This window comes from Terriglobales bacterium (assembly GCA_035764005.1).
In the GTDB taxonomy this organism is placed as follows: domain Bacteria; phylum Acidobacteriota; class Terriglobia; order Terriglobales; family Acidobacteriaceae; genus Gp1-AA112.
Window position 1 is genome coordinate 1 of the sequence record DASTZZ010000110.1, and the last position, 22758, is coordinate 22758.

Annotated in this window: 19 protein-coding genes and 1 tRNA gene; 14 read left to right on the forward strand and 6 right to left on the reverse strand. The window is 56.5% G+C overall.

Going from position 1 to position 22758, the window contains the following annotated elements; translation table 11 throughout:
• The 3 genes from VFU50_17935 to VFU50_17945 all read left to right on the forward strand — a co-directional run.
• On the forward strand, window positions 1-244 hold a 244-nt coding region (locus VFU50_17935; protein ID HEU5234744.1), incomplete at its 5' end, for a hypothetical protein.
• Window positions 241-927, forward strand: coding sequence for a hypothetical protein (locus tag VFU50_17940; protein HEU5234745.1), 687 nt, complete (start codon window positions 241-243; stop codon window positions 925-927). The genes VFU50_17935 and VFU50_17940, both read left to right, overlap by 4 nt.
• A gap of 146 nt (window positions 928-1073) precedes the next feature.
• Window positions 1074-1454, forward strand: coding sequence for a response regulator (locus VFU50_17945; protein ID HEU5234746.1), 381 nt, complete (start codon window positions 1074-1076; stop codon window positions 1452-1454).
• A gap of 143 nt (window positions 1455-1597) precedes the next feature.
• On the opposite strand, the gene VFU50_17950 is transcribed toward VFU50_17945, so the two are convergent.
• On the reverse strand, window positions 1598-2305 hold the full coding sequence (locus tag VFU50_17950) for an SIMPL domain-containing protein (GenBank protein HEU5234747.1): 708 nt from the start codon (window positions 2303-2305) through the stop codon (window positions 1598-1600).
• A gap of 333 nt (window positions 2306-2638) precedes the next feature.
• Here VFU50_17950 and VFU50_17955 point away from each other — a divergent pair, with 333 nt between their 5' ends.
• Both VFU50_17955 and VFU50_17960 read left to right on the forward strand, forming a co-directional pair.
• Complete coding sequence (locus VFU50_17955) at window positions 2639-4147, forward strand: sodium:solute symporter (GenBank protein ID HEU5234748.1); 1509 nt, start codon at window positions 2639-2641, stop codon at window positions 4145-4147.
• Window positions 4140-5525 (forward strand): amino acid permease, encoded by a 1386-nt coding sequence (locus VFU50_17960; protein HEU5234749.1) that lies wholly within the window; start codon window positions 4140-4142, stop codon window positions 5523-5525. Before VFU50_17955 ends, VFU50_17960 begins: the two co-directional genes overlap by 8 nt.
• Window positions 5526-5688: 163 nt before the next feature.
• Here VFU50_17960 and hemQ read toward each other — a convergent pair whose 3' ends face one another.
• A complete protein-coding gene (hemQ, locus tag VFU50_17965) occupies window positions 5689-6549 on the reverse strand; it encodes a hydrogen peroxide-dependent heme synthase (GenBank protein HEU5234750.1) in 861 nt (286 codons plus the stop codon).
• A gap of 169 nt (window positions 6550-6718) precedes the next feature.
• Here hemQ and VFU50_17970 point away from each other — a divergent pair, with 169 nt between their 5' ends.
• Window positions 6719-6940, forward strand: a complete 222-nt coding sequence (locus tag VFU50_17970; protein ID HEU5234751.1) for a hypothetical protein — start codon at window positions 6719-6721, stop codon at window positions 6938-6940.
• Between the two features lie 4 nt (window positions 6941-6944).
• Here VFU50_17970 and VFU50_17975 read toward each other — a convergent pair whose 3' ends face one another.
• Together VFU50_17975 and VFU50_17980 are read right to left on the reverse strand one after the other, a co-directional pair.
• Window positions 6945-7622, reverse strand: a complete 678-nt coding sequence (locus VFU50_17975) for an Ig domain-containing protein (GenBank protein ID HEU5234752.1) — start codon at window positions 7620-7622, stop codon at window positions 6945-6947.
• Window positions 7623-7706: 84 nt separating this feature from the next.
• The gene (locus tag VFU50_17980; GenBank protein ID HEU5234753.1) at window positions 7707-10136 is read right to left on the reverse strand and encodes an ABC transporter permease; all 2430 of its coding nucleotides are present in this window, start codon (window positions 10134-10136) and stop codon (window positions 7707-7709) included.
• A 662-nt stretch (window positions 10137-10798) separates the two neighbouring features.
• On the opposite strand from VFU50_17980, the gene VFU50_17985 reads away from it, so the two are divergent.
• The 6 genes from VFU50_17985 to VFU50_18010 all read left to right on the forward strand — a co-directional run bounded on the left by VFU50_17985 (window position 10799) and on the right by VFU50_18010 (window position 19885).
• Complete coding sequence (locus VFU50_17985) at window positions 10799-11164, forward strand: PadR family transcriptional regulator (protein ID HEU5234754.1); 366 nt, start codon at window positions 10799-10801, stop codon at window positions 11162-11164.
• A 158-nt stretch (window positions 11165-11322) separates the two neighbouring features.
• Window positions 11323-12252 (forward strand): DJ-1/PfpI family protein, encoded by a 930-nt coding sequence (locus tag VFU50_17990; protein HEU5234755.1) that lies wholly within the window; start codon window positions 11323-11325, stop codon window positions 12250-12252.
• Window positions 12253-12403: 151 nt separating this feature from the next.
• Window positions 12404-15049, forward strand: a complete 2646-nt coding sequence (locus tag VFU50_17995; GenBank protein HEU5234756.1) for an ABC transporter permease — start codon at window positions 12404-12406, stop codon at window positions 15047-15049.
• A 333-nt stretch (window positions 15050-15382) separates the two neighbouring features.
• Window positions 15383-18421 carry a TonB-dependent receptor gene (locus VFU50_18000; GenBank protein HEU5234757.1) on the forward strand — a complete coding sequence of 1013 codons (3039 nt, stop codon included), beginning with the start codon at window positions 15383-15385 and terminating at the stop codon, window positions 18419-18421.
• Window positions 18422-18529: 108 nt separating this feature from the next.
• Window positions 18530-18952 (forward strand): helix-hairpin-helix domain-containing protein, encoded by a 423-nt coding sequence (locus VFU50_18005; GenBank protein ID HEU5234758.1) that lies wholly within the window; start codon window positions 18530-18532, stop codon window positions 18950-18952.
• A gap of 267 nt (window positions 18953-19219) precedes the next feature.
• Window positions 19220-19885: a DNA-3-methyladenine glycosylase gene (locus VFU50_18010; protein ID HEU5234759.1), complete on the forward strand. Its 666-nt coding sequence runs from the start codon at window positions 19220-19222 to the stop codon at window positions 19883-19885.
• 38 nt (window positions 19886-19923) lie between these two features.
• Here VFU50_18010 and VFU50_18015 read toward each other — a convergent pair whose 3' ends face one another.
• Window positions 19924-21159, reverse strand: a complete 1236-nt coding sequence (locus tag VFU50_18015; GenBank protein ID HEU5234760.1) for a tetratricopeptide repeat protein — start codon at window positions 21157-21159, stop codon at window positions 19924-19926.
• Window positions 21160-21415: 256 nt separating this feature from the next.
• On the opposite strand from VFU50_18015, the gene VFU50_18020 reads away from it, so the two are divergent.
• Window positions 21416-21492 (forward strand) — tRNA-Arg (locus VFU50_18020).
• Window positions 21492-21731: a hypothetical protein gene (locus VFU50_18025; GenBank protein HEU5234761.1), complete on the forward strand. Its 240-nt coding sequence runs from the start codon at window positions 21492-21494 to the stop codon at window positions 21729-21731. The genes VFU50_18020 and VFU50_18025 overlap by 1 nt, the downstream gene beginning before the upstream one ends.
• 9 nt (window positions 21732-21740) lie before the next feature.
• Here VFU50_18025 and VFU50_18030 read toward each other — a convergent pair whose 3' ends face one another.
• The gene (locus tag VFU50_18030) at window positions 21741-22334 is read right to left on the reverse strand and encodes a hypothetical protein (GenBank protein ID HEU5234762.1); all 594 of its coding nucleotides are present in this window, start codon (window positions 22332-22334) and stop codon (window positions 21741-21743) included.
• Between the last annotated feature and the right edge of the window lie 424 nt (window positions 22335-22758).

A 22758-nucleotide genomic window follows, 5' to 3' on the forward strand; every position in this document is an offset into this window, starting at 1 on the left:
TGCGAGCGAATTTGAAATCGTCGCCGAAGGGCTTGCTTCCGCGCCAGACTTCGCTCGGGAAGCGCATCAGCAAAACGGTCGCTGCACATTCGTCGTCGACAAGCAGCATCAGCAGCAGGCGATTGAGAAGATTTGGAATGGAGGCGGAAGGGTCGTGAGCGTTACTCCGCGAACGCGAAATTTAGAGGATCTCTTCGTGCAGCTAATGAGGCCATCTACGCCGTCCGACGGGACGCATCAATGATTCCACTCCTGCTTCTGACAAGAAGCTTCATTCGCCAGAACCGCTGGTTGCTGCTCGCGTTCGTCGTATGGCCGTTCCTGCTTGGAGCTTTCACCTGGTCTCCTGAGCATCGCGCGAACAGAGTCGAAGTCACGGAGATCGTGCAGCAGGAAGTTTTCTACGGAGTCGCAGTCGTCGCGTTTCTCGCAAGCTCTGCTGTGTACAACGAAAAACGTTCTCGGCGGATTATCGGAGTGCTCTCCAAAGGCATCAGCCGTGGCCAATATTTATGCGGACTGCTGCTGGCGTGTTCAGCATTCGCCGCAATCTACTTCGCCGCAGTTGCCGGCTCGGTGATCTGGCTGGTTGGAACTTCAGGACCGACTTTGGCAGCGTGCATCTGCCTGCTCGCACAAGGATTCACCGCAGCATTCTGGGCAGCGGCACTGTCATTGTTATTTGCGACGTTCCTTCATCCATTCCTGGCTGCAGCGGTCGCCGGAAGCGCGGCCTTCGCGCCGCTAGCTATGTCGAAACCGAATGCGGCGATCGCCTCGGCCGCCACACTCATGAGCTCCGCCGGTGGACTCGCGCCCAACATTGTTTGGCCTGCAGTCTTTGCTGCGCTACTGGAGGGACTGGCTTTTACGTTCATCGCCATCCGCATCTTCGGCACTCGCGATGTAACTGTAAGTATCGAGTGAACCGCTAACTTGCGACAGCACCTGCCGCCAGAGTCCGCCAACTTGTGCATCCGCTATAATCTCAAACAGAGAAGTTATCGCCGCTTCTGCGAATCCCCCGCTCCAGAGACTTCTTGCCTGGCCGGGAAACCAGGGAATCACCACTGATGGCAGACAACAACAGCAATAAACAAAAACCCAAAGTTCTGGTCGTAGACGACGAGCGCGTGATCGCCGACACTCTAGCGATCATCCTCAACCAGAACGGATTTGCGGCGACGGCCGTCTATAGCGGCACTGGAGCGATTGAGAAGGCGCGCAGCGAGCGCCCCGATCTGATCATCAGCGACGTGATGATGGACGACATGAACGGCATCGACGCCGCCATCAACATCCGCCAATTCCTGCCAAGCTGCAAAATTCTTCTTTTCTCAGGACAGGCAGCCACAGCGAAGTTATTAGAAAACGCCCGCGCCCGCGGACATCACTTTGACATCCTCGCCAAGCCGGTTCACCCGCAGGATTTGTTGGCTAAGTTGAGAGACTAGCTCCGACAACTATTGTTCGGTCGGTACGGTTGTCGAGTCAGTACCGTTCCCGGTAGGGAATGGGTGTGTAAGTGTCGGGAGGGTTCGCTCACCCATTCGCTACCGCGAACGGTACTGACCAAACCGACGCCACGGCGCGCGGACTACTCAACCCCAAACACCGCATTCACATGAGCCGTAACCTTCACCTTGCTGGCGGCGAAGTCCTCCGTCGGAGCTTTGGCCACTGCTCCTTCCATCGCCATGGTGCGCGCGTAAGGCATCACAGGAATCGCCTGCTGGGTGTCGACTGAAGCTGACATCAACGCGCCAAGCTGTTTGCCACTCGCTTTCGCGAGAGTGTCCGCATACATGCGCGCGCGTTCATACGCTTTATCAATTGCTTTCTGCTTAGCTGCATCGACATCTTCGAGGTCGTAACTCATGTTCTGTCCCGTGATGCCATTCAGTCCGGCGAGTGCTTCGGTGACAGGAGCGATCTTCTCGAAGTTTTTCAGCTTAATCGTCACGCTTGTGCCCACGCGATAGCCGACTACCTTCTGCTTGGGATTCTTGTAATCGATCACTGGATAGAGGCTGTAGCGCGAAAGCTCAGCCGACTTCGGATCGATGCCGGCCTTGCGCAGAGCATCGCGCAACTGCTCGGCAAGCCGACTGGCGCTCTCGAAAGCGGCCTGCGAAGTATTTTCCTGCGCGGTGATTGAGCAGGTGATAACTGCGGTATCAGGAGCCGATTCGAATTCTCCATCGGCGCCCACAGAAATGGAATTCGGCAGAAAGTTCGGGCCGCGATTCTCCTGCGCCGTCGCGACGACGCTGGCAAGCATGAGCAGAGCTATAGCGAGTTTCAAATTGCACTCCGTTCTGAAAGTAGCATTCAATTCTAGAACGCGAACACAGGCTCTTCTTGCGGAGTCAAACCGTTTCTCACCACGGAGACACGGAGAACACGGAGAAAACTTTGGAAGTGGCCGAATCGGCAAAACCTGGCAGTAAATCCTGAAACGTCGCTGCCGCAATCTGACCACCAAAAAACAGACGGAGCACCAACCCTCGGTTGATGGACTAAGCGACAAACCCCGAATGCTTTTCTCCGTGTGCTCTGTGGCTCCGTGGTGAAAAATGGGGTTAAACGAACTTTCAACCTGCGGAGAACTCCTGTATCGTCATGAAGCATCTCCGGCATGGGACTCAACGCTCTCGACCTCACACTGCTCGCGGTTTATCTGCTCGGCATCACCCTCTTTGGCATTCATTTCCGCTCCGCCGATCGCTCGCTGAAAAGTTACTTCCTCGCTGATCGCAATATCCCGTGGTGGGCAATTTCGCTCTCGATTGTCTCCGCCGAGACGAGCACGCTGACCGTGATCAGCATTCCCGGCCTCGCCTACGATCGGGATTTCGGTTTTCTGCAGCTCGTTCTTGGATATTTAGTCGCGCGCGTAGTGATCTGCATAATTTTTGTGCCGCAATATTTTCGCGGCGATTTCTTCACGGCCTACCAACTCATCGATCATCGCTTCGGACGCCGCCTTCATCGTGTCACCGCCGGGTTGTTTCTAGCGACCCGGGCAGCAGCAGAAGGCGTGCGTGTCTGGGCGATCTCGATCGTCATCGCGATTGCGCTCAGCAGCATCTTTGCCCGTTTCGGGCTTTCTGGAGACAGTCGCGACATTCTTTCGGTCGCGATCATCACGCTGCTAACGCTGATTTATACGTTCGAAGGCGGCATGTCTGCAGTCGTGTGGACCGACGTGGTACAGATGAGCATCTACGTCGCCGGAACGGTCGTTGGATTTTTCACCATCCTTCATCTCATGCCCGGCGGTTGGAATACCGTGCACCAGATCGCCGGCAGCGCGGGAAAGTTTCGCATCTTCGATTTCAGCTTCAGCCCATCGAACAGCTACAGCTTCTGGGCTGGAGTGATCGGCGGAACGTTTCTTACGACTTCGACGCACGGCACCGATCAGCTCATGGTGCAGCGTTTGCTGGCGGCCAGAAATGAACGCCAGTCGAAGATCGCGCTTCTCTCCAGCGGTGTTTTCATTTTTATTCAGTTCGGATTGTTTCTGTTGGTCGGAGCTTCGCTTTATGCGTTTTACAAGCTGTTCCCGCCAGTAACAGCGTTTGCGAGTTCCGACCGCATCTTCCCGTCATTCGTTGTCAATCGCATGCCGCACGGCATTTCAGGATTACTGATCGCCGCCATTCTCGCGGCAGCCATGTCAAACCTCAGCGCCGCGATCAACTCTCTTTCCTCAACGACAGTTGTTGATTTTTACCTGCGTCGAAATCCGCAAGCGTCGGAGAAGCGCCGCGTAGCGATCTCCCGTTTTGCAACGATCATCTGGGGCATCGTGCTCTTTGGACTGGCGCTGCTGTCGCGGCACGGCGGCCGCGTAGTCGAGATCGGACTCACGATCATCTCTGTCGCCTACGGTTCCCTGCTCGGCGTCTTCCTGCTGGGCATTCTCACCCGCCGCGCCACAGAGGGCGGCGCAATCGTCGGCATGATCTGCGGACTGGCGCTGAACCTATATTTATGGCTGGGGGCCAAGCAATTCGCGACCTGGGCGGGATTCAGCATCGCGTATACATGGCTCGTAGCCATCGGCACAGTTGTGACGTTCGTTGTCGGGTACGGCGTCAGCCTGTTCACCACTCCCGCCGCGGAGCGGCAGCATGCATGAAATGACGGCAATGGCGCGGACCGAATCGGCTCAACTGCCGCGCGCGCTAGGCCTGCGCCATGCCATTGCAATCGTTGTAGGCACGATTATCGGCAGCGGAATCTTCCTCGTTCCCAAAGAAATGATGCAGGCGGTCGGCTCCGCCAAGCTGGTTTATCTGGCATGGATTGTCGGAGGAGTTCTTTCCGTTTTCGGCGCGCTCACGTATGCCGAACTGGGAGCGCTGAAGCCGCAAGCCGGCGGCGAGTATGTCTATGTCCGCGACGGCTACGGTCCACTCGCCGGCTTCCTGTACGCGTGGACATGGTTCGTAATCGCCAAACCTGCATCGATTGCGACCATCACGATCGGAGTGATGCGCATCCTCGGCACCTTCAACACCTTCAGCTTCCTGGGTAACGTCGCGATAGCCACGCCATTTACGATCACCTGGGCTCAAGTTGGAGCCATCCTGGTCACGATTCTCATTTCGGGACTCAACTACATCGGCGTGCGCAAAGCTGGAGACTTTCAATACATCTTCACCTGGCTCAAGGTGCTGATGATCGGAGCTATCGTCGGCGTCGCATTCAGCTTTCGCGGCGGCACCTTCCACAATTTTTCGACCACTTTCGCGGGAGCCACGGGCGGCGTTAACGGTTTCATGATCGCTCTGGTTGCGGCGCTCTGGGCATATGACGGATGGAACGATCTGAATATGGTCAGCGAAGAGATCGAGCACCCCGAGCGGAATATCCCGCTGGGCCTCATCGTTGGAGTGCTCGCCGTTGCGGTGCTCTACATGGCCACGAACGCGGCCGTGCAGTACGTGCTTCCTGCTGCTCAAGTCGCGGCCTCGGATCGTCCTGCATCCGATGCCACGCTGCTCGCGATCGGAGCGGTGGGAGCCATGATCGTCTCCGCAGGCATGGCGCTCTCGATGGTCGTCGGCCTGAATGGGACGGTCATGAGTGGAGGTCGAGTGCCTTTCGCCGTCGCCCGCGACGGATACTTCTTCCGCGTCCTGGCCGAAGTTCATCCGCGCTTTCTCACGCCGGGAAATTCGCTGATCGTGCAAGCGATTTTGTCGTGCGCTCTGCTGTTGATGGTCTCGCGATTTCAGCAACTATTTTCCATCGCCATCTTCGCCGAATGGCTCTTCTACATGGTTGCTGCCAGCACAATCTTCATTTTTCGGAAGCGAATGCCGGACGCGCCGCGTCCATATCGCGCGTGGGGGTATCCGGTGGTGCCGGCGATCTTCATCGTCGCCGCGGCATTCCTGCTTTATTCAACCTTTGCGGAGAATCTCGGCCGTTCCCTAATTGGGAGCGCAGTGATTTTGGCGGGGATTCCAGTGTTTCTCTATTTCCAAACACAACAGAACCGGCGCCGGTAGGCGCTGGGGCAGCCGCGTCTTGTGCGGCTGCGTTTCTCGAAATCGGCTGCAGCATCGTTGAACCCGGAGCTGGCCATCCGGCCATCTCCGGCCCAGCGGCTACCGCCGCCGATTCTGTTCGCTCTCCCGCACCTGTGATTAATGGGAACTGGGCGAACATCGACTAGGGTCTATCTGCTTCACCTTCCAACAACTTCCTTAAGTCGTTCGCAGCATACCGAATACCCACAAAGAAAGCCCCGAACAGCGCGTACACGGCACTGACTTCGTCGAAACGCATTTCGTAAATCAATCTCTTGAACACCAGCGGATCATCGGCGAAGAGCGTGACGCCCCACTCCCAATCATCGAATCCAATCGAGCCAGTGATGATCTGTTTCACCTCGCCAGCATAGCGACGTCCGATAAGCCCGTGCTCATTCATCTGCCTCTGGCGTTCTTCAATGGAAAGCGTGTACCAGTTTTTGTCCTCGCCGCGACGACGATCCATTGGGTAGAAGCAGATATATCGATTCGGCGGCATGGCGGGATACAGTCGTGAATGCATTGCTTCGCGTTGTCGGGCCAGCGTCTCCTCGATCTCGCGTTTCCATTCAGGAGAATGCGGCTCGATCCCGCGCTCCATGAGAGCGCGATAGGCCTTCACCGTTGATTCGTAAAGTCCAAGTTCGATGACTGACAAGTAAGAAGATGCAGGCTCGAGAAAATCGTTCAATCGCGAGCGCGAGAGCTGCAATTGCGCCTGGTTCAGCGCGTCGAACGATTCCCGAAAGTGAACCAGCAGCAAATCGCCCTTATGGCCAAGCAAAGAATAAAGAGCAGACTGCCCGTTGTGATTCTGCTCCATCGCAGAAAAAATCGCGCTGGCCTCGTCCGCGATCTCGCGCTTTTCGCTCCCGTTCAGCTTGCGCCACTCGCTCCAGCGAACCTTCATCATCTGATGAAGAACGCTGTAGCCTTCGATGGTGAGTGGCACTTCCGGCATCGAGGCGACTTCAGAACGCGCAGTGCGAGCAACAGACATAAAGCAATTCTACTCACTGGCTCTTATGAGAGCTGGTTCATCAGCGATCGCCGGAGCAGCCACAGCTCTAACCCACGGCACCGCAGCGATTTGCCGAGGGCCACGCCCTCGCATCTAAATAAGCATCACCAGCTCAAGTTGAAGAACGCGCCCTTCGATTGAGAAGCCTATGAAGACTCTCTTCTGGTATGGACTTGTCTGTGTAGTACTCGGCCTGGTTTCGTTCCTGATTCTCGTGCCGCACTCCAGCCCGCAAAGATTTCAAACCGGCGGCATTGGCGTGGGTTCGTCGGAGCGGATTGAGCGACGCCCAATGCCGGGGGCAATCGGCTCCATCCTTATTGTGGGCGGCCTTTCGATGATGGTCGGCGGATGCCGTGAGCGGAAATAATGGCTTACTGCGACTGAACGACGAGTCCCTCAACTTCCCGCCGATCACGATAGATGGCCTTCTTCTCGGCGACTTCTCCGACCGCATCCACGTGTGCCACGTATTGTCCGATTGGTAAGGAGACGTCGAATGACAAATCGGGAGTTTCTTTCCCCGGCGGCAGATTCAGCCGTTCGTAGCGGAGCGCTGTTGCCCGGCCATATTCGTTCACTGCGACGACAAATACAGTCATGTCCACGGTGTCATGACTTCCATTCACTACGCGTACTGCGCCTGCAATATTGTTGGCCACGACGTGCGGACGAACGGTCCAGCGCACGGTTAACGGAGCGCCGCTTTGAGCGACGAGCAATTTGCTGTGCGTCAAAGGCGGTTCGAGCGAGTCGGCAACCTGCACGAGTACAGAAAACTCATCGCTGGATGTCGGCGTACCGGTGATCCGTCCCGAATTGGCATCGAGACTGAGGCCGGAAGGTAATGCCTTTTGCCCCTCGATAGTCCAGCGATACGGAGGATGTCCTCCGATCGCACGCAATTGGACATCGTACTTTTCACCGGCGACTGGCGCCGGCAGAGCCGGAGTGACGATCTGAAGCGGTGGCCGCCGGCGCGCCTGCGCAGATACAAATGGTGCAGCACACAGCATAGCAACGAGGCAGACAACGGCTGCGGTTCTGCGCATCGCTCCAATATACCCTCGGAACCTGAACGATGTTTCCATCTCGTCTTGCAACATTTGTGTTCCGCCAGGCCCTCGAACATGCAGCTACTCTTCTCGCAGCAAGTCGATCGGATGGATCGCGAGTGCGCGACTCGCGGGGATTGAGGCCGAAATGACTCCGACCAGCGCCATCGTGAATGCGACTCCGAGCAGCACCAGCGGATCGCTAGCCGACGCGTGATACACAATGCTCTCCAGAAGCCTGCTCGCAGCTACGCCGAGCACGAGTCCCGAAATGGAACCGACTGCCAGGAGTAGGAGGGTCCGTGAGAGGGCAGCTTTCAGGACTTGCATTTGCTGAGCGCCCAGAGCAACTCGTATGCCAAGTTCTCTCAGCCGCTTGCTCACCGTGTAAGAGGCCATCCCGAACAGTCCGGTCACCGCCAGGATGATTGCCAGCGAGCCGAAGACGCTCAAGGCTACGGTCGCTGCCATCGTGGGAAGCATCATGAAACCGAGCGAGTCCGGCCAGGCGCCAAGTTCAAATATGGGAATGTCTTGGTCCACGTGATTGATCGCCGCGTGAATCGCGGCAATCATCGCCGCAGCAGGTGCGGTTGAGCGCACTACTAACGTTGTAGAACTGTTCGGCGACTGCAGAATGGGGTAAAAGATCGCGGGGCGCGCGTCTTCGGTGAGCTGTTCATATTTTCCATCTTCGACTATGCCAACGATCTCCCACGGCTTGCTTCCGTTCGCTCGGAACTGCTTCCCGAGGGCATGCTCGCTTCCAAACAGCTTGCGGGCAAAGGAAGCGTTCACCACGGCTACCTGAGGCGAACTCATGTCGTCATGCCAGGTGAATTCGCGTCCTGCGAGCACCCGCGTGCCTGCCGCCGCGAAATATTCAGGAGAAACCTGGTAGTAGCTGGCGTTGAATCTCCTGTTCGATTCGCGAAAATCGATTTCGTCCGCTTTGAAAACGTGCGTGCTCGACTGATCGAGCGCCAGTGGCGTGGTATTGCTGTAGGCCGCAAGAGTCACTCCGGGCAGATGCGAAACCGACTCGAGGAGCTGTCGCTGGAGCGCCGGCACCTCGGCGTCGCTGTAGCCGGCGAGGTGAAGATCAAAATTCGCAAGCGTAACGCCTTGTGGCTCAAATCCGAGGGGGGTTCTCAGTGCGCCTTGCAGACCACGCAGTGCAACGAAGCAGGCCGTGACCAGCAAGCAGCAGACGGCGATCTGCACTCCAAGCAAGATGTCGCGGAATGCGAACCCTGTCGAACCGATCTGTGTTCCCCCGCTTCGCAGGACGTGATTGGGATCGGTCTTCCAGATTTGTCGAATGGGCGTACAACCAAAGAACAGGCCGGTCGCGATGGACATCAATAGCGCGAACACATACAGCCGGCTGTCAGGCCGCACAAGAAACTGGATCGGAAAATCTGCAACCGGACGCCATTGCGTAATCGCGCGCAACAAAGCTGCCGCCAACAACAGCGCCAGCGCGCCTCCGCAAACGGCGACCACCACCGACTCCGCCATAAGCTGGCGCAGAATGCGCGAGCGGCTCGATCCAATGGCAACGCGGATGGCCAACTCGCGCGATCGATCGGACGTTCGCGCCGCCAGCAGCCCTCCCAAATTGGTACACGCTGCCAGCAGCACCAGCACCGCCAGCAGCATCACGCCAAACATGAAGCCGCGCACCGGCCCGCCGAGCATGTCTCCCAGAAATCCAGGTCGATTCAGATGGAACTTCAGCCCTTCATCGGTTCGTGGATACTCCTTCGCCAGTTGCGCGCCGATGTTGTCAAGGTCCGCTTCGGCCTGCTGCGGCGAGACGCCATCATTCAGTCTCCCCACCAGCCAGGAGTTTTGATCGTTGCGCTGATTCAGGAACGCGTAACCTTCGATTGCCGCCTCGTTGAGAATCGGCACCCACACTTCCGGCCAGAACATTTTTTCCGTTCCTTGGAAGTCCGCGGGCGCGACTCCGATCACCGTGTAGGGCTGCTTGTTGATGCGAACGCTCTTGCCGACGATGTTGGGATCGGCGTCGAAGCGCGACTTCCAGCATCCATAGCTCAGCACGGCCACGTCGGCGGCGTGGTCTCCCTTTTCGTCGGAAGGATCGATGAATCTTCCCAGAATGGGACGGATGCTCATCGCTTGAAAGTAATTGCCGGTAATCTCGTAACCCCACACCGGCTGCGCTGCGCCCTGCGCCTCCAGGCCAACGCGCATCACGCGATCGGCTGCCAAATCGGAAAAGACGTGATTGCGATCGCGCAAATCACGATAGGCCGGGAAGGAACTGTTCAACGGGTTATTTCGACGAACGTGCTCGATGGTATACACGCGCTCCGGCTGCCGCACCGGCAGTGGGTTTAACAGCAGCGAGTTCAAAACGCCAAAGACGACAACGTTGGCGCCGATGCCAACGGCTAACGTCAACAAGGCTGTGACCGCAAACGAGGGTGACTTGAGCAGTTGCCGGACGGCGTAGCGTACGTCCTGGAAAACGTTAGTCATTAGGAGACCTCGAGTCTTCTTCCAGGTCGGGCACTTTCAGTGCCAACAGCTTGCCTGATATCGGCTGGGTCGCGGTCCCCAATTGTGCAGAACTCACTTCTCCACCCCCTAAAACGCTAAAAGTTGCCCGAATCTTGATTCATGCGAGCACATCCAAACCAAAGAAACTATGAAGGTTTCGGCAGATTTCTGAGGGCATTTCAGTGCAAAACTCTTCAAATTGTAGCTTGGGGTTAACGCCGAAATTTCCACGGGGTTAACCCGTCTTTTTCCACGGCGTTAACCCCGAATTTTCCACGGCGTTAACCCCAGAGCTTTCGGCGTTAACGCCGAATTTTGGAAGAGCCGTGCGCCGCGTGAAATTCGCATTCCGGAATTGGGAAACAGCCATACTTCTGTGCTATCCCGAAAGCAGGCGAAAGTCAAGCGAAATATTTTGCGTTCATGCAGACCCGGCTCTAGTGTCCGACTCTTTGACTTGATCACGAACATCCGCGCACAATATCTCCCTCTTTGAACCGCACGCTATGTTCACATTCACACGCGAGTGTCCGAAAGCGAACACGCACATTCGCATAGCGAGCCACTCCTACACGCCCTGATCGTCCCAAAGTGCCGTTCCGAAAAATTCTCCTATTGACGTTCTATACGTCTGCTAACCTATGCTCCTACAGAACGTCGATAGGAGCATGCACGTGGGACAGGAGCAAACGGCGCTGTTGCAGGGAACGCTCGATCTACTCATTTTGAAGTCGCTCGCGCTCGAGCAAATGCATGGACTGGGAATTGCAAGACGAGTAGAGCAGATCACCGGAGGAACGTTTCAAGTGAAACCGGGATCGCTCTTCCCTGCGCTGCACCGCATGGAAGAGGAAGGCTGGGTGAGTTCCGTTTGGGGAGAGTCGGAAAATAATCGTCGCGCGAAGTACTACCGACTTACCAAATCGGGAAAACGACAACTTGAGACGGAGAGCGAGCGCTGGAGCCGAATCTCACTGGCGATCTCGCAAGCATTGGCAAGTTCGTAGCACGACAGAACCGCCGCCGATAGGCCGTGGGTCGGAGATCGCCGAATGGCGAGCTCCGAGCGCGACGACACGGTGAGCAGTAGGAAAAAACGCAGCCGCAACACGCGCGGCTGCCCCACCGGCTACCGCCGGCGGTTCTGTTGGTGCAAGGAGGACACATGAAAAGACGCGATCTACTCAAAGGCGGAGCGGCACTAGGATGCATCTCCGCGTTTCCATTTGGAGCAAAGTCCTGGATGGCGATCGGACTCGATAATACAAGTTCATCGTCAGCTCCACTCAAGCCTCCTGCCGAGGGCGGTATTCCGGTAGCTTTCGTACTTTCCGACGGCGCCGTCATGATCGACTTTGCCGGACCATGGGAAGTCTTTCAGGATGCAATGAGTGGCAATGGCATGAACATGAAGATGGGCATGTTCACTCTCTTCACGGTTGCTGAAACAACCAAGCCCATTCGCGCCAGTGGCGGAATGAAGATCATTCCCGATTACAGCTTTGCCGACGCTCCTGCTCCGAAAGTGATCGTAATCCCGGCTCAATCGGCGCAGAAGCATCCGAGCGAAGCGATGCAGAACTGGATTCGCCAATCTGCAAAAACAGCCGACGTGACCATGTCGGTTTGTACCGGAGCGTTCCTGCTGGCGAATACCGGTTTGCTTTCTGGAAAAGCGGCCACCACGCATCATTCCTCTTACAAGCAGATGGCGATGGACTATCCCAACATTCAACTCAAGCGCGGAGCGCGGTTTGTCGATAACGGCAACATCGCGACAGCTGGCGGGCTCTCGTCGGGTATCGATTTGGCACTGCACGTCGTTGAGCGATATTACGGGCGTGAGACAGCCGAAGCCACCGCCTATCAAATGGAGTATCAGGGCAAAGGCTGGACCGATCCCAATTCGAATCAGGTCTATGCGGCGAAGCTGGTTTCGACCGCCGAGCACCCGTTATGCGCTGTATGCGATATGGACGTTGATCCCAAGAGCGCTCCTAAATCGGAATTCAAAGGCAAAACTTACTACTTCTGCTCAGACGACCACAAGGAAGTGTTCGATAAGTCTCCACAGAAGTGGGTCGATGCGATGTAACCGTGGCCATTCGATTTCGTGATTTCCTGATTTCGCGATTTCGTGATTTGGTCTTTCCCATCGCGAAATCACGAAATCACACAATCACGAAATTACAAGAAAGCCGGCAAGCGCAATGAAATCTAGTGAGTACTTAACCTTGAGGTAGCCGATGACGACGACCCGAGTTCGCAGCTTCTTTCGCAATCTGTTTCGCAAGCAGCAGGTGGATGCGCAGCTTGATCAGGAAGTCTCGTCCTATCTGGCCATGCTGATCGACGAGAAGATGGAGCGCGGCATGACTCGTGAGAAGGCAACGCGCGCGGCGAAGATCGAACTCGGCGGATCGGATCAGGTGAAGGAACAGGTGCGCGATGTGCGCTCGGGAGCGTGGCTGGAAACTTTGATTCAGGACTTGAGATTCGGCGTGCGCATGATCTCGCGCAATCCCGGATTTTCTGCGCTCGTAATTCTTACGCTCGCCCTGGGAATCGGCGCAAATACCGCGATCTTCAGCGTCGTCTATGGCGTGCTGTTGCGGCCCCTGCCTTATCCGCACGGAGAGGACCTCATTGTCCTCCATCAATACGCCAAGAAGATCAACATTCCCAACGTTCCCTTTTCGGTAAAGGAACTCGACGATTACCGCCAGAACCATACGCTTTCGGGAATCGTCGAGTATCACAGCATGGCGTTTCTGCTGCTGGGGAACAATTCCGCCGAGCGCGTGCAGACGGGCGTTGTCTCACACAACTTTTTCGATGTCCTCGGCGTGAAGCCTCTGCTCGGGCGCAACTTTCTCGAGAGCGACGAATCGCCGAATGCGGATGCCGTCCTGATGCTCAGCTACGACTACTGGCAGCATCATCAGGGTGGCGATCCCAATATTGTCGGCAAAGTGTTTCGCATGAACAATCGGCCGCACACGGTGATCGGCGTGCTGCCGCCGATTCCGCAATATCCGGCCGAGAACGATGTGTACATGCCGACGAGCGCCTGCCCGACCCGTTCATCCAAAGCGTTTCGCGAAAATCGAGACGCGCGCATGATGATGGCATTCGGGCGCATGAAGCCGGGCGTTCGGCTGGAGACAGCTCAGGCCGATCTTTCTACGATCGCGCATCGACTCGAAGCGACATATCCGAAGAGCTACAAACCCGAATACGGATATGGACTCACCGCCGCTCCACTTCAGTCAGAGCTCACGCGGCGAGCTCGCATGACGCTGCTCATCCTGCTCGGCGCCTCCGCATTCGTACTGCTGATCGCCTGCGCCAACGTGGCCAACCTGATGCTCGCTCGAGTCCTGAAACGGGAAAAAGAACTGGCTGTACGCAGCGCACTCGGCGCGAGCAGGTTCCGCATCGCCCGGCAACTCCTGACCGAGACCGTTCTGCTGGCTCTCGGCGGAGGAGCGCTTGGATTGGTAATCGCTCCGCCGGTGCTCCAGCTTCTGGTGAAGTTTGCCGCAAGGTTTACTACGCGAGCCGCCGAGGTGAAGCTCGATTGGCACGTGCTCCTCTTCACCTTTCTGGTTTCAGTCGGGGCCGGACTGCTCTTCGGCATGGCTCCTGCTTTCTCATCGACTGGGCACCTGAATGACGCTCTTAAGCAGGCAGGAAATCAAAGCTCCACCAATCTTGGCGGCCAGCGCCTTCGTGCCGGGTTGGTCGTTGCGCAGGTGACCGTCTCATTTGTGCTGCTGATCGGCGCAGGATTAATGATGCGCAGCATTCTTACGCTCGAACGTGTCGATCCGGGATTCCGACCGGATCGGCTGCTGACCATGCGGATAAGTCTGAATTTCACGAAATACGATACGGCAGCAAAAGCCACCGCTCTGATCAACCAGGTGCTGCTTCGCGTGAATAACACCAGCGGCGTTGAGTCCGCGGCATTGGCCAGCAATTTCCCGTTCAATCCTGGTGGGATCGTCAATGGACCAAACACAAACCTGATTCGCATCCAGGGTCGATCTGGGCGCGAGGAATCCGCGACCGTCGATACCCCAACTGTCGACAAGGATTACTTTGCAACACTGCGGCAACCGCTCATTGCAGGCAGAACTTTTACCCAGCAGGAAGATGAAGACAACACGCAACGCGTGGCTGTAATCAACGAGACTTTTGCACGCCACCGCTGGCCTAATCAAGATCCGATCGGCCAACATATCAGCCTCGACGATGGGAAAAACTGGGCGGAAATCGTAGGAATCGTTGGCGACGTACGCGAATACGGTTTGGCGAAAGCTCCGGAAGATCAGTTGTACCTTCCTGGATTGGCGAACTGGCTCATCGTCCGGACAGCCGGAGATCCCTCCAGCGTCTCGAGTCTCATCAGCTCTACCATTCACTCCATCGATCCGCAGATTGCAATTGACCGCGTGAGTTCGATCGAGCGGCTGCAGCAGGAGTCGGTGGCTTCGCCGCGAATCACAACCATCCTTCTCGGCATCTTTGCTGCATTGGCTCTAGCCATCAGTGCGACTGGCATCGCCGGTGTTATGGCTCTTTCTGTAAGCCAGCGCTCTCACGAACTTGGAATCCGTATGGCCCTCGGACAGTCCCGCAGCTCCATCGTGCAGATGCTCTTGCAGCAGGGGCTCTCGCTGGCGATCGGTGGTACTATTTTGGGAATTCTTGGAGCACTCGCGCTCGGACGCCTGCTCGCCTCGCTGCTTTACAATACCAGCACGCGCGACGTTCTCACCTTCGTCGGTGTTTCATTCGTATTTCTATTCGTCGCCAGCCTGGCATGCATGCTTCCTGCGCACCGCGTCACGTTGATCGATCCGTCAAGCGCGCTCAGACAGGAGTAAGTCAGGTACTGGCAAGTTAGTCATATCTTTAAGTCATCGGTCGTGCGATTTATGTATTTTATGGCGCTCAGGACCGCGTAAGTTTCTTGCGCAGAGCTTGCCGCCCGCCTACGAGAGGCGTTCATCACACTGTCCCCTAAATCGAGCGTCGTGTCCCATGAATCTTGCTGCGAGCGCGTATTTATTGGCTCGGAGTCTGGATTTCGCCGCTGGGACTAACAGACAATCACGCCAAATCGCGAGTAGAACGCATTGAGCCTCTGCTTCCCTGTGCGAGGCGAGTTACTTGATGAAACCTACGCTCGCGCAACTTACTAAGTAGGAGAAAGAGGCATGTGTAGAAAGATATCTCAATGGTTGCTTGGCCTGCTATTTGCGTCTACAAGTTTGGCTTTCGGTCAGGTGACTGCCAGCTCTACGTTGCAAGGCACCGTGACAGATAAGACCGGAGCCGCAGTGGTGGGAGCCGATGTGACAGTCACAAACGCCGCTACAGGCGCAAGCCGTACCGTGAAGACAGGATCCGACGGCAGCTATCGCGTCGATCCGCTGGCAGTCGGCTATTACAACGTCAGCGTCGGGATGCAGGGCTTTGATACCGCGAAAGCGCAACGCGTTGAAACGCTCGTGGGTGCCGCGACCACTCAAAACTTCACGTTGAAAATTGGATCGGCCACGGAGTCGGTCGAAGTGAGCGCGGAAGCTCCGCTGCTCGATTCCCTCAAGACTGATGTGAGTCAGAACATCACGCCGCGACAGGTGGAAGACCTGCCGATGATCGGCCGTGATGTTGCGAACCTCGCATATCTCGCGCCCGGTGTGAAAGCCGCGGACTCATATGACCCGACGAAGAATCGATACGCGATTCTGTCCGTGAACGGCAGCGGCGGGCGCAATGTGAACGTCACCGTGAACGGCGTCGACAACAAAGACAACACGGTTGGCGGTCCGGTGATGCAGCTTCCTCTCGAAGCCGTACAGGAGTTCGCGATCTCGACGCAGCGCTTCTCCGCAGCCAACGGGCGCTCCGAAGGCGCGGCCATCAACATGATTACCAAATCGGGATCGAACAACTATCACGGATCATTCTTCAGCTTCTTCCGCGACCAGACGTTCAATGCCGACCAGCATCCGCAACCGGGCGAGACCGCGAATCCGCCTTATAGCCGGCAGCAGTTCGGCGGCAGCGTCGGCGGACCGTTTGTAAAAGATAAGTTTTTCGGCTTTTTCGCCATCGAGCGCCAGCGCGAGCACACCAGTATCCAGGAGAGCCCAGACACATTTACCGAGCTGTCGCTGGCGAAGTCAGTCGGAGCGCAGCCACTGTCGGTTATCCCGACGCCGTTTTTCGAGACCCGCTATAACGGCCGAGCGGATTACATCATCAACTCGAAGAACAGCGCCTATCTCGTCTACAACTCCCAGGCGAACAACAGCCTGAATGATCAGTCCGACGGCTTCCAGGACGCGACGGCAGGAAACTTTACATTGAACCACCTGCAACTGGCGAACCTGACGCTCAACAGCACGCTCTCCAATACGACTGTGAACACCTTCACGTTCGGCTTCCAATACTGGAACAACACGATCGACAGCAAGGTTCGCGTTCCGCTGCTTACGTTTCCCAGCGGCGGCAGCGCGAATTGCGGTCCCGGCGGTTCCTGTTTTGGAACCAACACCAACGTGCCACAACAGTCGTTTCAGCGTAAGTGGCAGTTCAAAGACGATGTCTCTAAGACGTGGAACAACCACACTTTCAAAGCGGGAGTGGACTACATCTTCAATCCCACTCTAGGTGGATACTTCGAGTTTAACGACACGCTGGAAGTAGACTTCGGACTCGATCCCAGCCAGATCGTCGCGCTGCCCCAGGGATTCGCAACTCCCGGCATCGTGACCGGCATGTCGATCTCGAACGGTGATCCTACAACCACGGTTCCCGGAGGCACCAAGCAGTTCGGCACCTACTTCCAGGATGACTGGAAGGTAAACCGGCGTCTGACACTGAATCTCGGCCTGCGATGGGATCGCGACTTTAACTTCGTCGGGGGCTCAGCCATCGACAACAGCCGCACGTACCAGGAAATGGTTGCGATCTCGGCGATCAGTCCGCTCGCAAAGCAGTTCACTTTTAAGAAGCCGAGCGACGACAGCCGAAATTTCAGTCCTCGTGTTGGCTTCGCCTACGACCTCACCGGCTCTGGACGCCATCTGCTACGTGGCGGTTTCGGACTCTACTACGGCAACATCTTCCAGAACATCCCGCTGTTTATGGAGCAGATGGCTAACGCAACCATCTTCCAGACGCAGTTTTCGATCGGTGTTCCGACCGACGTGGTTCCCGGAACGGGAATTCAACTCCAGAACTATCGTTATGGAATCGATCCTCTGCCAACCGTGGGTGCGCCATCGAGTCAACTGCTCGACGGCAGCACTGGTCGGCTGATGGATCCCCTTTATCGCAATCCGCAGACCGAAGAATCGAACATTGGCTACAGTTGGCAACTGAGCAATTCTTCAGTGCTCGAGGCCGAGTACGTCCACGTTTTGGGGCTTCATCTGAACAAGACCATCAACATCAATCCTCAGCTTCCTCTAGTTGGTGATGGCACGAGCCGCGGGCTCGATGCAGCTTTTGCTGCCGCTGGAGTTCCCGTTCTAGGCAGTGTTCGCGACGAGCAGTCGATCGGACGTTCGCGCTACGACGGAATGAACATCAGCTATCGTCAGCAAATGGTTCGTCATTTCTCTCTCCAGGCGAACTACACACTGGCCCGAGCGTACTCGTATGGCGATACCGGAACATCATTCCGGAATTACCCGCGCGATCCGCACAATCCGTTCTCGCCATTCGAGTGGGGTCCGACGTTTAACGACGAACGGCATCACGTAACGATCAGCGGCGTGGCGAGTCTGCCGTGGGGGATTGCATTTGCTCCGATCCTCCAGTTCGGCTCCGCACGGCCTTACAACGCGAGTGCTCCGAGTGACACGCTTGGATTCGGCTCCGGCGATGACAATCGCGCCGTGGTCGTTCCGAACGGCAGCTCAACGACGTACATGACCGGAGCAGCAGGACAAGCCTGCTACTTCGCGGGTCAGTGCCACCTCGTTCCGTTTAACGCGCTGCGCGGCGATCCGTTCTTCCAGTTGGACACGCGCCTGAGCAAGAACTTTAAGTTCGGCGAAAAAGCCAACTTGCAGATCATGGCGCAAGCCTTCAACCTCACGAACCGGGCGAACTACGGCAACGACTTTACCGGCGTCGTCACCTCTGCTGATTTCCAGAAACCGGCTGGATTTATTAATCCAACCAGCACCAACATTCCGCGCTCGCTTACCGGTGAGTTCGGCTTCCGCTTCAGCTTCTGAGCTGAACTTCTCCTCGAGGCCGGCATGAAGATGCCGGCCTTTCTTTGTTCCATGAGCATCTTCTCTGAGCAACTGTTCCGAATGATCGTCCGTCCAATCAGAGCAGGTATGAGAACTAAGATTGGCATTACGATTCTGTCTGCGGTAGCCCTGATTTCAGTGGCTTGCTCCAATGATCCTGCAACCACCCGCAAGCAGGCAGCAAACGCAACCGAGCAACTAAAGCAGGACGCACGCGAGGCTGCTGGCAATATCAAGAAGGGCGCCAGTGTTGCCAAGACCGACCTCACGGCAGCCGCTCAAGGCGTGAAGGAAGGAATGAACGACAAGAGTTCGTCACAGGTGAACGTGAACACCGCCAGCAAAGCCGAGCTGATGGGATTGCCCGGCATCGATGAAGCACGAGCGAACGCCATCATTGCCGACCGCCCGTATCGAAGCGCGCACCAGATTGTCAGCAAGGGCGCGGTGAGCGAAGACGAGTATCAGAAGATCGCACCGCATCTCACCGCCAGCTCGGCATCACAATAACCGTCGTCCATCTCTTTGAGCCGCCATCCTTCCTAAACCACTGTCATCCCTCGCTCCGCCGCGAAACAAGCTGGTGCCACCATCGCATTGATTCTGCGGAGCGGGGGATCTGCTTTTGTTGCCCTGGGCCGGAAAACAGGTTCGCCGCGCAGCAAAACAAAGCTGTGACGGTCCTAAACGGCTCGCGGCTGCGCGAGGAATGACAGCGGCTAAAGAATACAAAGATGTGAAGAAGTACCGTTCTGGATTGGCTACAATCTAAGAACATTGAAAGCTGCAACCAAGCAAAAACTGAGCTCTACTGCGGCACTCGCAGCAACGCTGGATGGCGCGGAAGCCGCACTCGCTCACTTGCGCGCCGGCGATCCGGTGCTCGCTTCCATCATCGAGCGCGTCGGTCCCTATGCTATGCAGTACCACGAGCCCACTTTCCGCGCGTTGGTGCGCTCGATTGTCTTTCAGCAGCTGCACGGCAAAGCCGCGCGGGCGATCTTCGATCGTCTGCAGGCGAAAGCCGGCGGCGAGATTACACCCGATTCCATTCTGAAACTGCGGCCTCAGCAAATGCGCTCGCTCGGTCTCTCCAGGCAGAAGCTCACCTACATCCGCGACCTTGCGCGCAAGACGCGGGATGGACTTGTGGAGTTCGAACGTTTTCCGCAAATGGCCGATGAAGAAGTGATCGCCGAGCTTACGCAAGTAAAAGGGATCGGCGACTGGACTGCGCACATGTTCCTGATGTTCGCTCTGCGGAGGCCGAATATCCTGCCGACCGGCGATTACGGTGTGCGCAGCGCCATACGGAAGGCATATGGAATGAAGGTAATGCCTAAGCCGAGGACGATGGAGCGCATCGCCAAATCCTGGCGTCCCTACTGCTCAGTCGCAAGCTGGTATATGTGGCGCTCGCTCGACGTTCCGGTAGAGCTGTAATCCCCTTGTTACCGAACTTCACAGGTGCTGCGCTGAATTCATTGCTGCTTGGCCGGCGCGGCGCTGAGTTGTTCGAGTTGCTTCAACTTTTCTCGCACGCCTGGTGAATTCGGAGCGTTCGGAGCCAGTGCGAGATACGCCTTAGCCTGTTCGACAGCTCCGGCGTAGTCCTGCTTGCGCGCAAGAATGTCGCCCAGGTAAAGCGCTGCCACCGGACGACGGTGTTCATTGTCGAGCGAGATATATTTGCGCATGTTGCGCTCGGCGTCGTCCATGTTGCCGAGGTTGTAACTGGCGACACCGCCGAAGAAGTACGCCTCGGGATAAGCGAGTGGGGCGAGTCGATTCACCTGCTCGCTCATGCGCACCGTGTCCTTCCAATTCTGTTGCGTGGCAGCGATAACCGCCAGACCAAAATAAGGCTTCGCATATTGCGGGTCCGCATTAATGGCCTGCTGGAAGTCCTTCGACGCCTCATCGTTCTGCTTGTTTTGCTGGTGGATCATTCCCAAAAGAGCCCAGGCGGCGGCGAATCGCGGATACTGCTCTACGGCCTTCGTCAGCTCCTTCTCGGCGTCTTTGAGATTGTTTTTCGTAATATCTTTTTGCGCTTTGTCGTAGGCTTTGCGCGCGTCCTTCGGGGCCTGCATCGTGGTCAGGCTGATGGTTGTGCCCTCGCCGCCGCCCAGACGCTGCAGCGTGATGGTGTCCATGCGAATCTCGCCAAAGGCTCCTTCGACGCGGATCATCGCTGTAGTCGATTGAAAGCCCGGGAGCATGGCACGAACCTCGCAACCGATAAGGTCGCGCGGACTCACGCCGCCCATCCCCATACCCCCCGGCCCCCCAAATCCGGAACCGCCATTCATGCCGCCCAAACCGCTGCTTACATTGCTGCTTTCGGAAACATCCTGCAGCTCAAAGTTTTGCCCGAGTTGGATTTGGTAACGACCCTTCGAATCCGTATACCCCTCTTTGTGCGCCGCGCCGCCGCAGACACGCTCGATGGCCACCGGCTCCGGAGGCGGTGTGCCGTCCTGCATGACCACAGAACCGGAGATGTAGAGGATCTGGCGCTGCGTCTGCGGATTCGGGAAATTCGTGCCCGGAGACGGAATGCTGGGCTGCACGCTGGGAGTCGAAGGTCTGCTGCTGGGAGCACTTGTGCTGCCACCGCCGGTGCTGCCTCCAGAAGTGCGCTGGGCAACAGCGGGCAGGCACATCGCGAGAACCAATATGGAACCTGTCGAAACGATACGGGTGGAGCTTTTCATACGCCGTGCTCCTTACAAAGATCGGGATCAACTCCGGGCCGTGCAGGGCTTATGTTACGCCTCTCCACAGTTTTTGCCGCAATGAAACTGCGTCCACCTCGGGACACGGCGGACAAAGCGATTGAACCAGAGATGCCGGGCAGAGTGGGAATGTTTGCTTACTTACAAAGAGGTCGACCAGTGAGATTGAAGGACCGCGTTTCGCGCTCTGTTATAATTTTTTCTGTCTCCGCTGTTCTTTCCTTGCGCAATTCTCGCGCCCTTAGCTCAGTTGGATAGAGCGTCTGACTACGAATCAGAAGGTCGGGAGTTCGAATCTCTCAGGGCGCGCCATGTTTTCAACAACTTGCAATCTTCTGCTGTGCCCGAATCTGCGCATTGTGCCCGTTCGCAAGACATCATTCGATCCGCCAAAACCTGAATCCAGGCTTACGGTTCTCATCGGCGCGTTCATATCGCAGGTCGCTACGGTCTGCAATCATGCGGGCGAGATCTTCTGGATTGCCTGTGCTCGAATCCATGCGCACCAGCTTTCAGGGCACTGCAAACGACATCCTCTGGGAACACGATGAGTTCTCAGTTCACTTCGCCTGGATGCTTGCATCGCTTAATGCAGCATTAAAGGTGGCCGTGGCCTTGGAGATGTACTGCGCATAGGCAGCGTCCGACATATTTGTCGGCTTTTGCGCATGTGCTAAGACCCTCAAGCCTCGCTTCGCCAGATCAATGGCATCGGAATGTAGCTGGGCAGCTTGCTCCTCGCTTTTGGTCTCTTTCGCCACTGTCTCTTTCTCGTCGACCATAAGCACAAGCGCTCGGAGGTTGTCAGGATCCACATATAAGAGACTGTTCGCGGTAAGCATCATCTGGAATAGAACTTTCTGTGTAGCCGGGCCGCTGTGAGGTGGCTTGACTGTAGACCAGTAGGCCATAAGCAGCTCCTCGAGTGCCTGTTCCTTCACTGCTGATCTCGGATACTGCCTGAGATATTGTCTCAACCCGTCGATCTTCAAGTAGATGTCATTCTGGGCCAGCGCCTTCGTTATAGCGCTATATTCTGCCGGATCCCTCTTGAGTTGTTGCAGAGCTTGCGCCGAAGGTGGACCCGTTGGTTGCTGGGCAGTACTTGTTATGGTGAAAGCGATTGTGAGCAGGAGTATCGGCAATCGGTTCATTCGCGGGATTGTAGCTTTATTCAGGACATAGAAAAAGCCCGCCGATGATGGCGGACCTGAGTTTCGTTTCCTCCTTTAAACTGGTTGGGCGAGACATTCTGCGGTATTTCTTGATGGTGTACAACGGCATTCATTCTGACGTTCCGCCGTCGTACTAGTGTGCCTGTTCTGTGCCCGAAAGGGGTACAACTCAGGGCAAAACGGTACAACTCGACAGGACGTAAACGCCTTGATTTCTTAGCACCGCGAAACACCGCGATTGCCCGCCATACTCCGCAAGTCCCCTTACGAATCAGAAGGTCGGGAGTTCGAATCTGTCAGGGCGCGCCATACCCTTTCATCCAGAGCTTTTGAAGTCAAGGATGCGCAGCTAACCCGAGCGCTTCTGCGACTTCCGCAAGGCGCCCATCCCGCGTCAATAGTG

Coding starts and splice junctions, on each gene's coding strand:
- VFU50_18000 (HEU5234757.1), top strand. CDS start 15,383: ATGTGTAGAAAGATATCTCAATGGTTGCTTGGCCTGCTATTTGCGTCT.
- VFU50_17970 (HEU5234751.1), top strand. CDS start 6,719: ATGAAGACTCTCTTCTGGTATGGACTTGTCTGTGTAGTACTCGGCCTG.
- VFU50_17985 (HEU5234754.1), top strand. CDS start 10,799: ATGCTCCTACAGAACGTCGATAGGAGCATGCACGTGGGACAGGAGCAA.
- VFU50_17945 (HEU5234746.1), top strand. CDS start 1,074: ATGGCAGACAACAACAGCAATAAACAAAAACCCAAAGTTCTGGTCGTA.
- VFU50_18025 (HEU5234761.1), top strand. CDS start 21,492: ATGTTTTCAACAACTTGCAATCTTCTGCTGTGCCCGAATCTGCGCATT.
- VFU50_17975 (HEU5234752.1), bottom strand. CDS start 7,622: ATGCGCAGAACCGCAGCCGTTGTCTGCCTCGTTGCTATGCTGTGTGCT.
- VFU50_17960 (HEU5234749.1), top strand. CDS start 4,140: ATGCATGAAATGACGGCAATGGCGCGGACCGAATCGGCTCAACTGCCG.
- VFU50_17955 (HEU5234748.1), top strand. CDS start 2,639: ATGGGACTCAACGCTCTCGACCTCACACTGCTCGCGGTTTATCTGCTC.
- VFU50_18005 (HEU5234758.1), top strand. CDS start 18,530: ATGAGAACTAAGATTGGCATTACGATTCTGTCTGCGGTAGCCCTGATT.
- VFU50_17990 (HEU5234755.1), top strand. CDS start 11,323: ATGAAAAGACGCGATCTACTCAAAGGCGGAGCGGCACTAGGATGCATC.
- VFU50_18030 (HEU5234762.1), bottom strand. CDS start 22,334: ATGAACCGATTGCCGATACTCCTGCTCACAATCGCTTTCACCATAACA.
- VFU50_17995 (HEU5234756.1), top strand. CDS start 12,404: ATGACGACGACCCGAGTTCGCAGCTTCTTTCGCAATCTGTTTCGCAAG.
- VFU50_18015 (HEU5234760.1), bottom strand. CDS start 21,159: ATGAAAAGCTCCACCCGTATCGTTTCGACAGGTTCCATATTGGTTCTC.
- hemQ (HEU5234750.1), bottom strand. CDS start 6,549: ATGTCTGTTGCTCGCACTGCGCGTTCTGAAGTCGCCTCGATGCCGGAA.
- VFU50_17940 (HEU5234745.1), top strand. CDS start 241: ATGATTCCACTCCTGCTTCTGACAAGAAGCTTCATTCGCCAGAACCGC.
- VFU50_17980 (HEU5234753.1), bottom strand. CDS start 10,136: ATGACTAACGTTTTCCAGGACGTACGCTACGCCGTCCGGCAACTGCTC.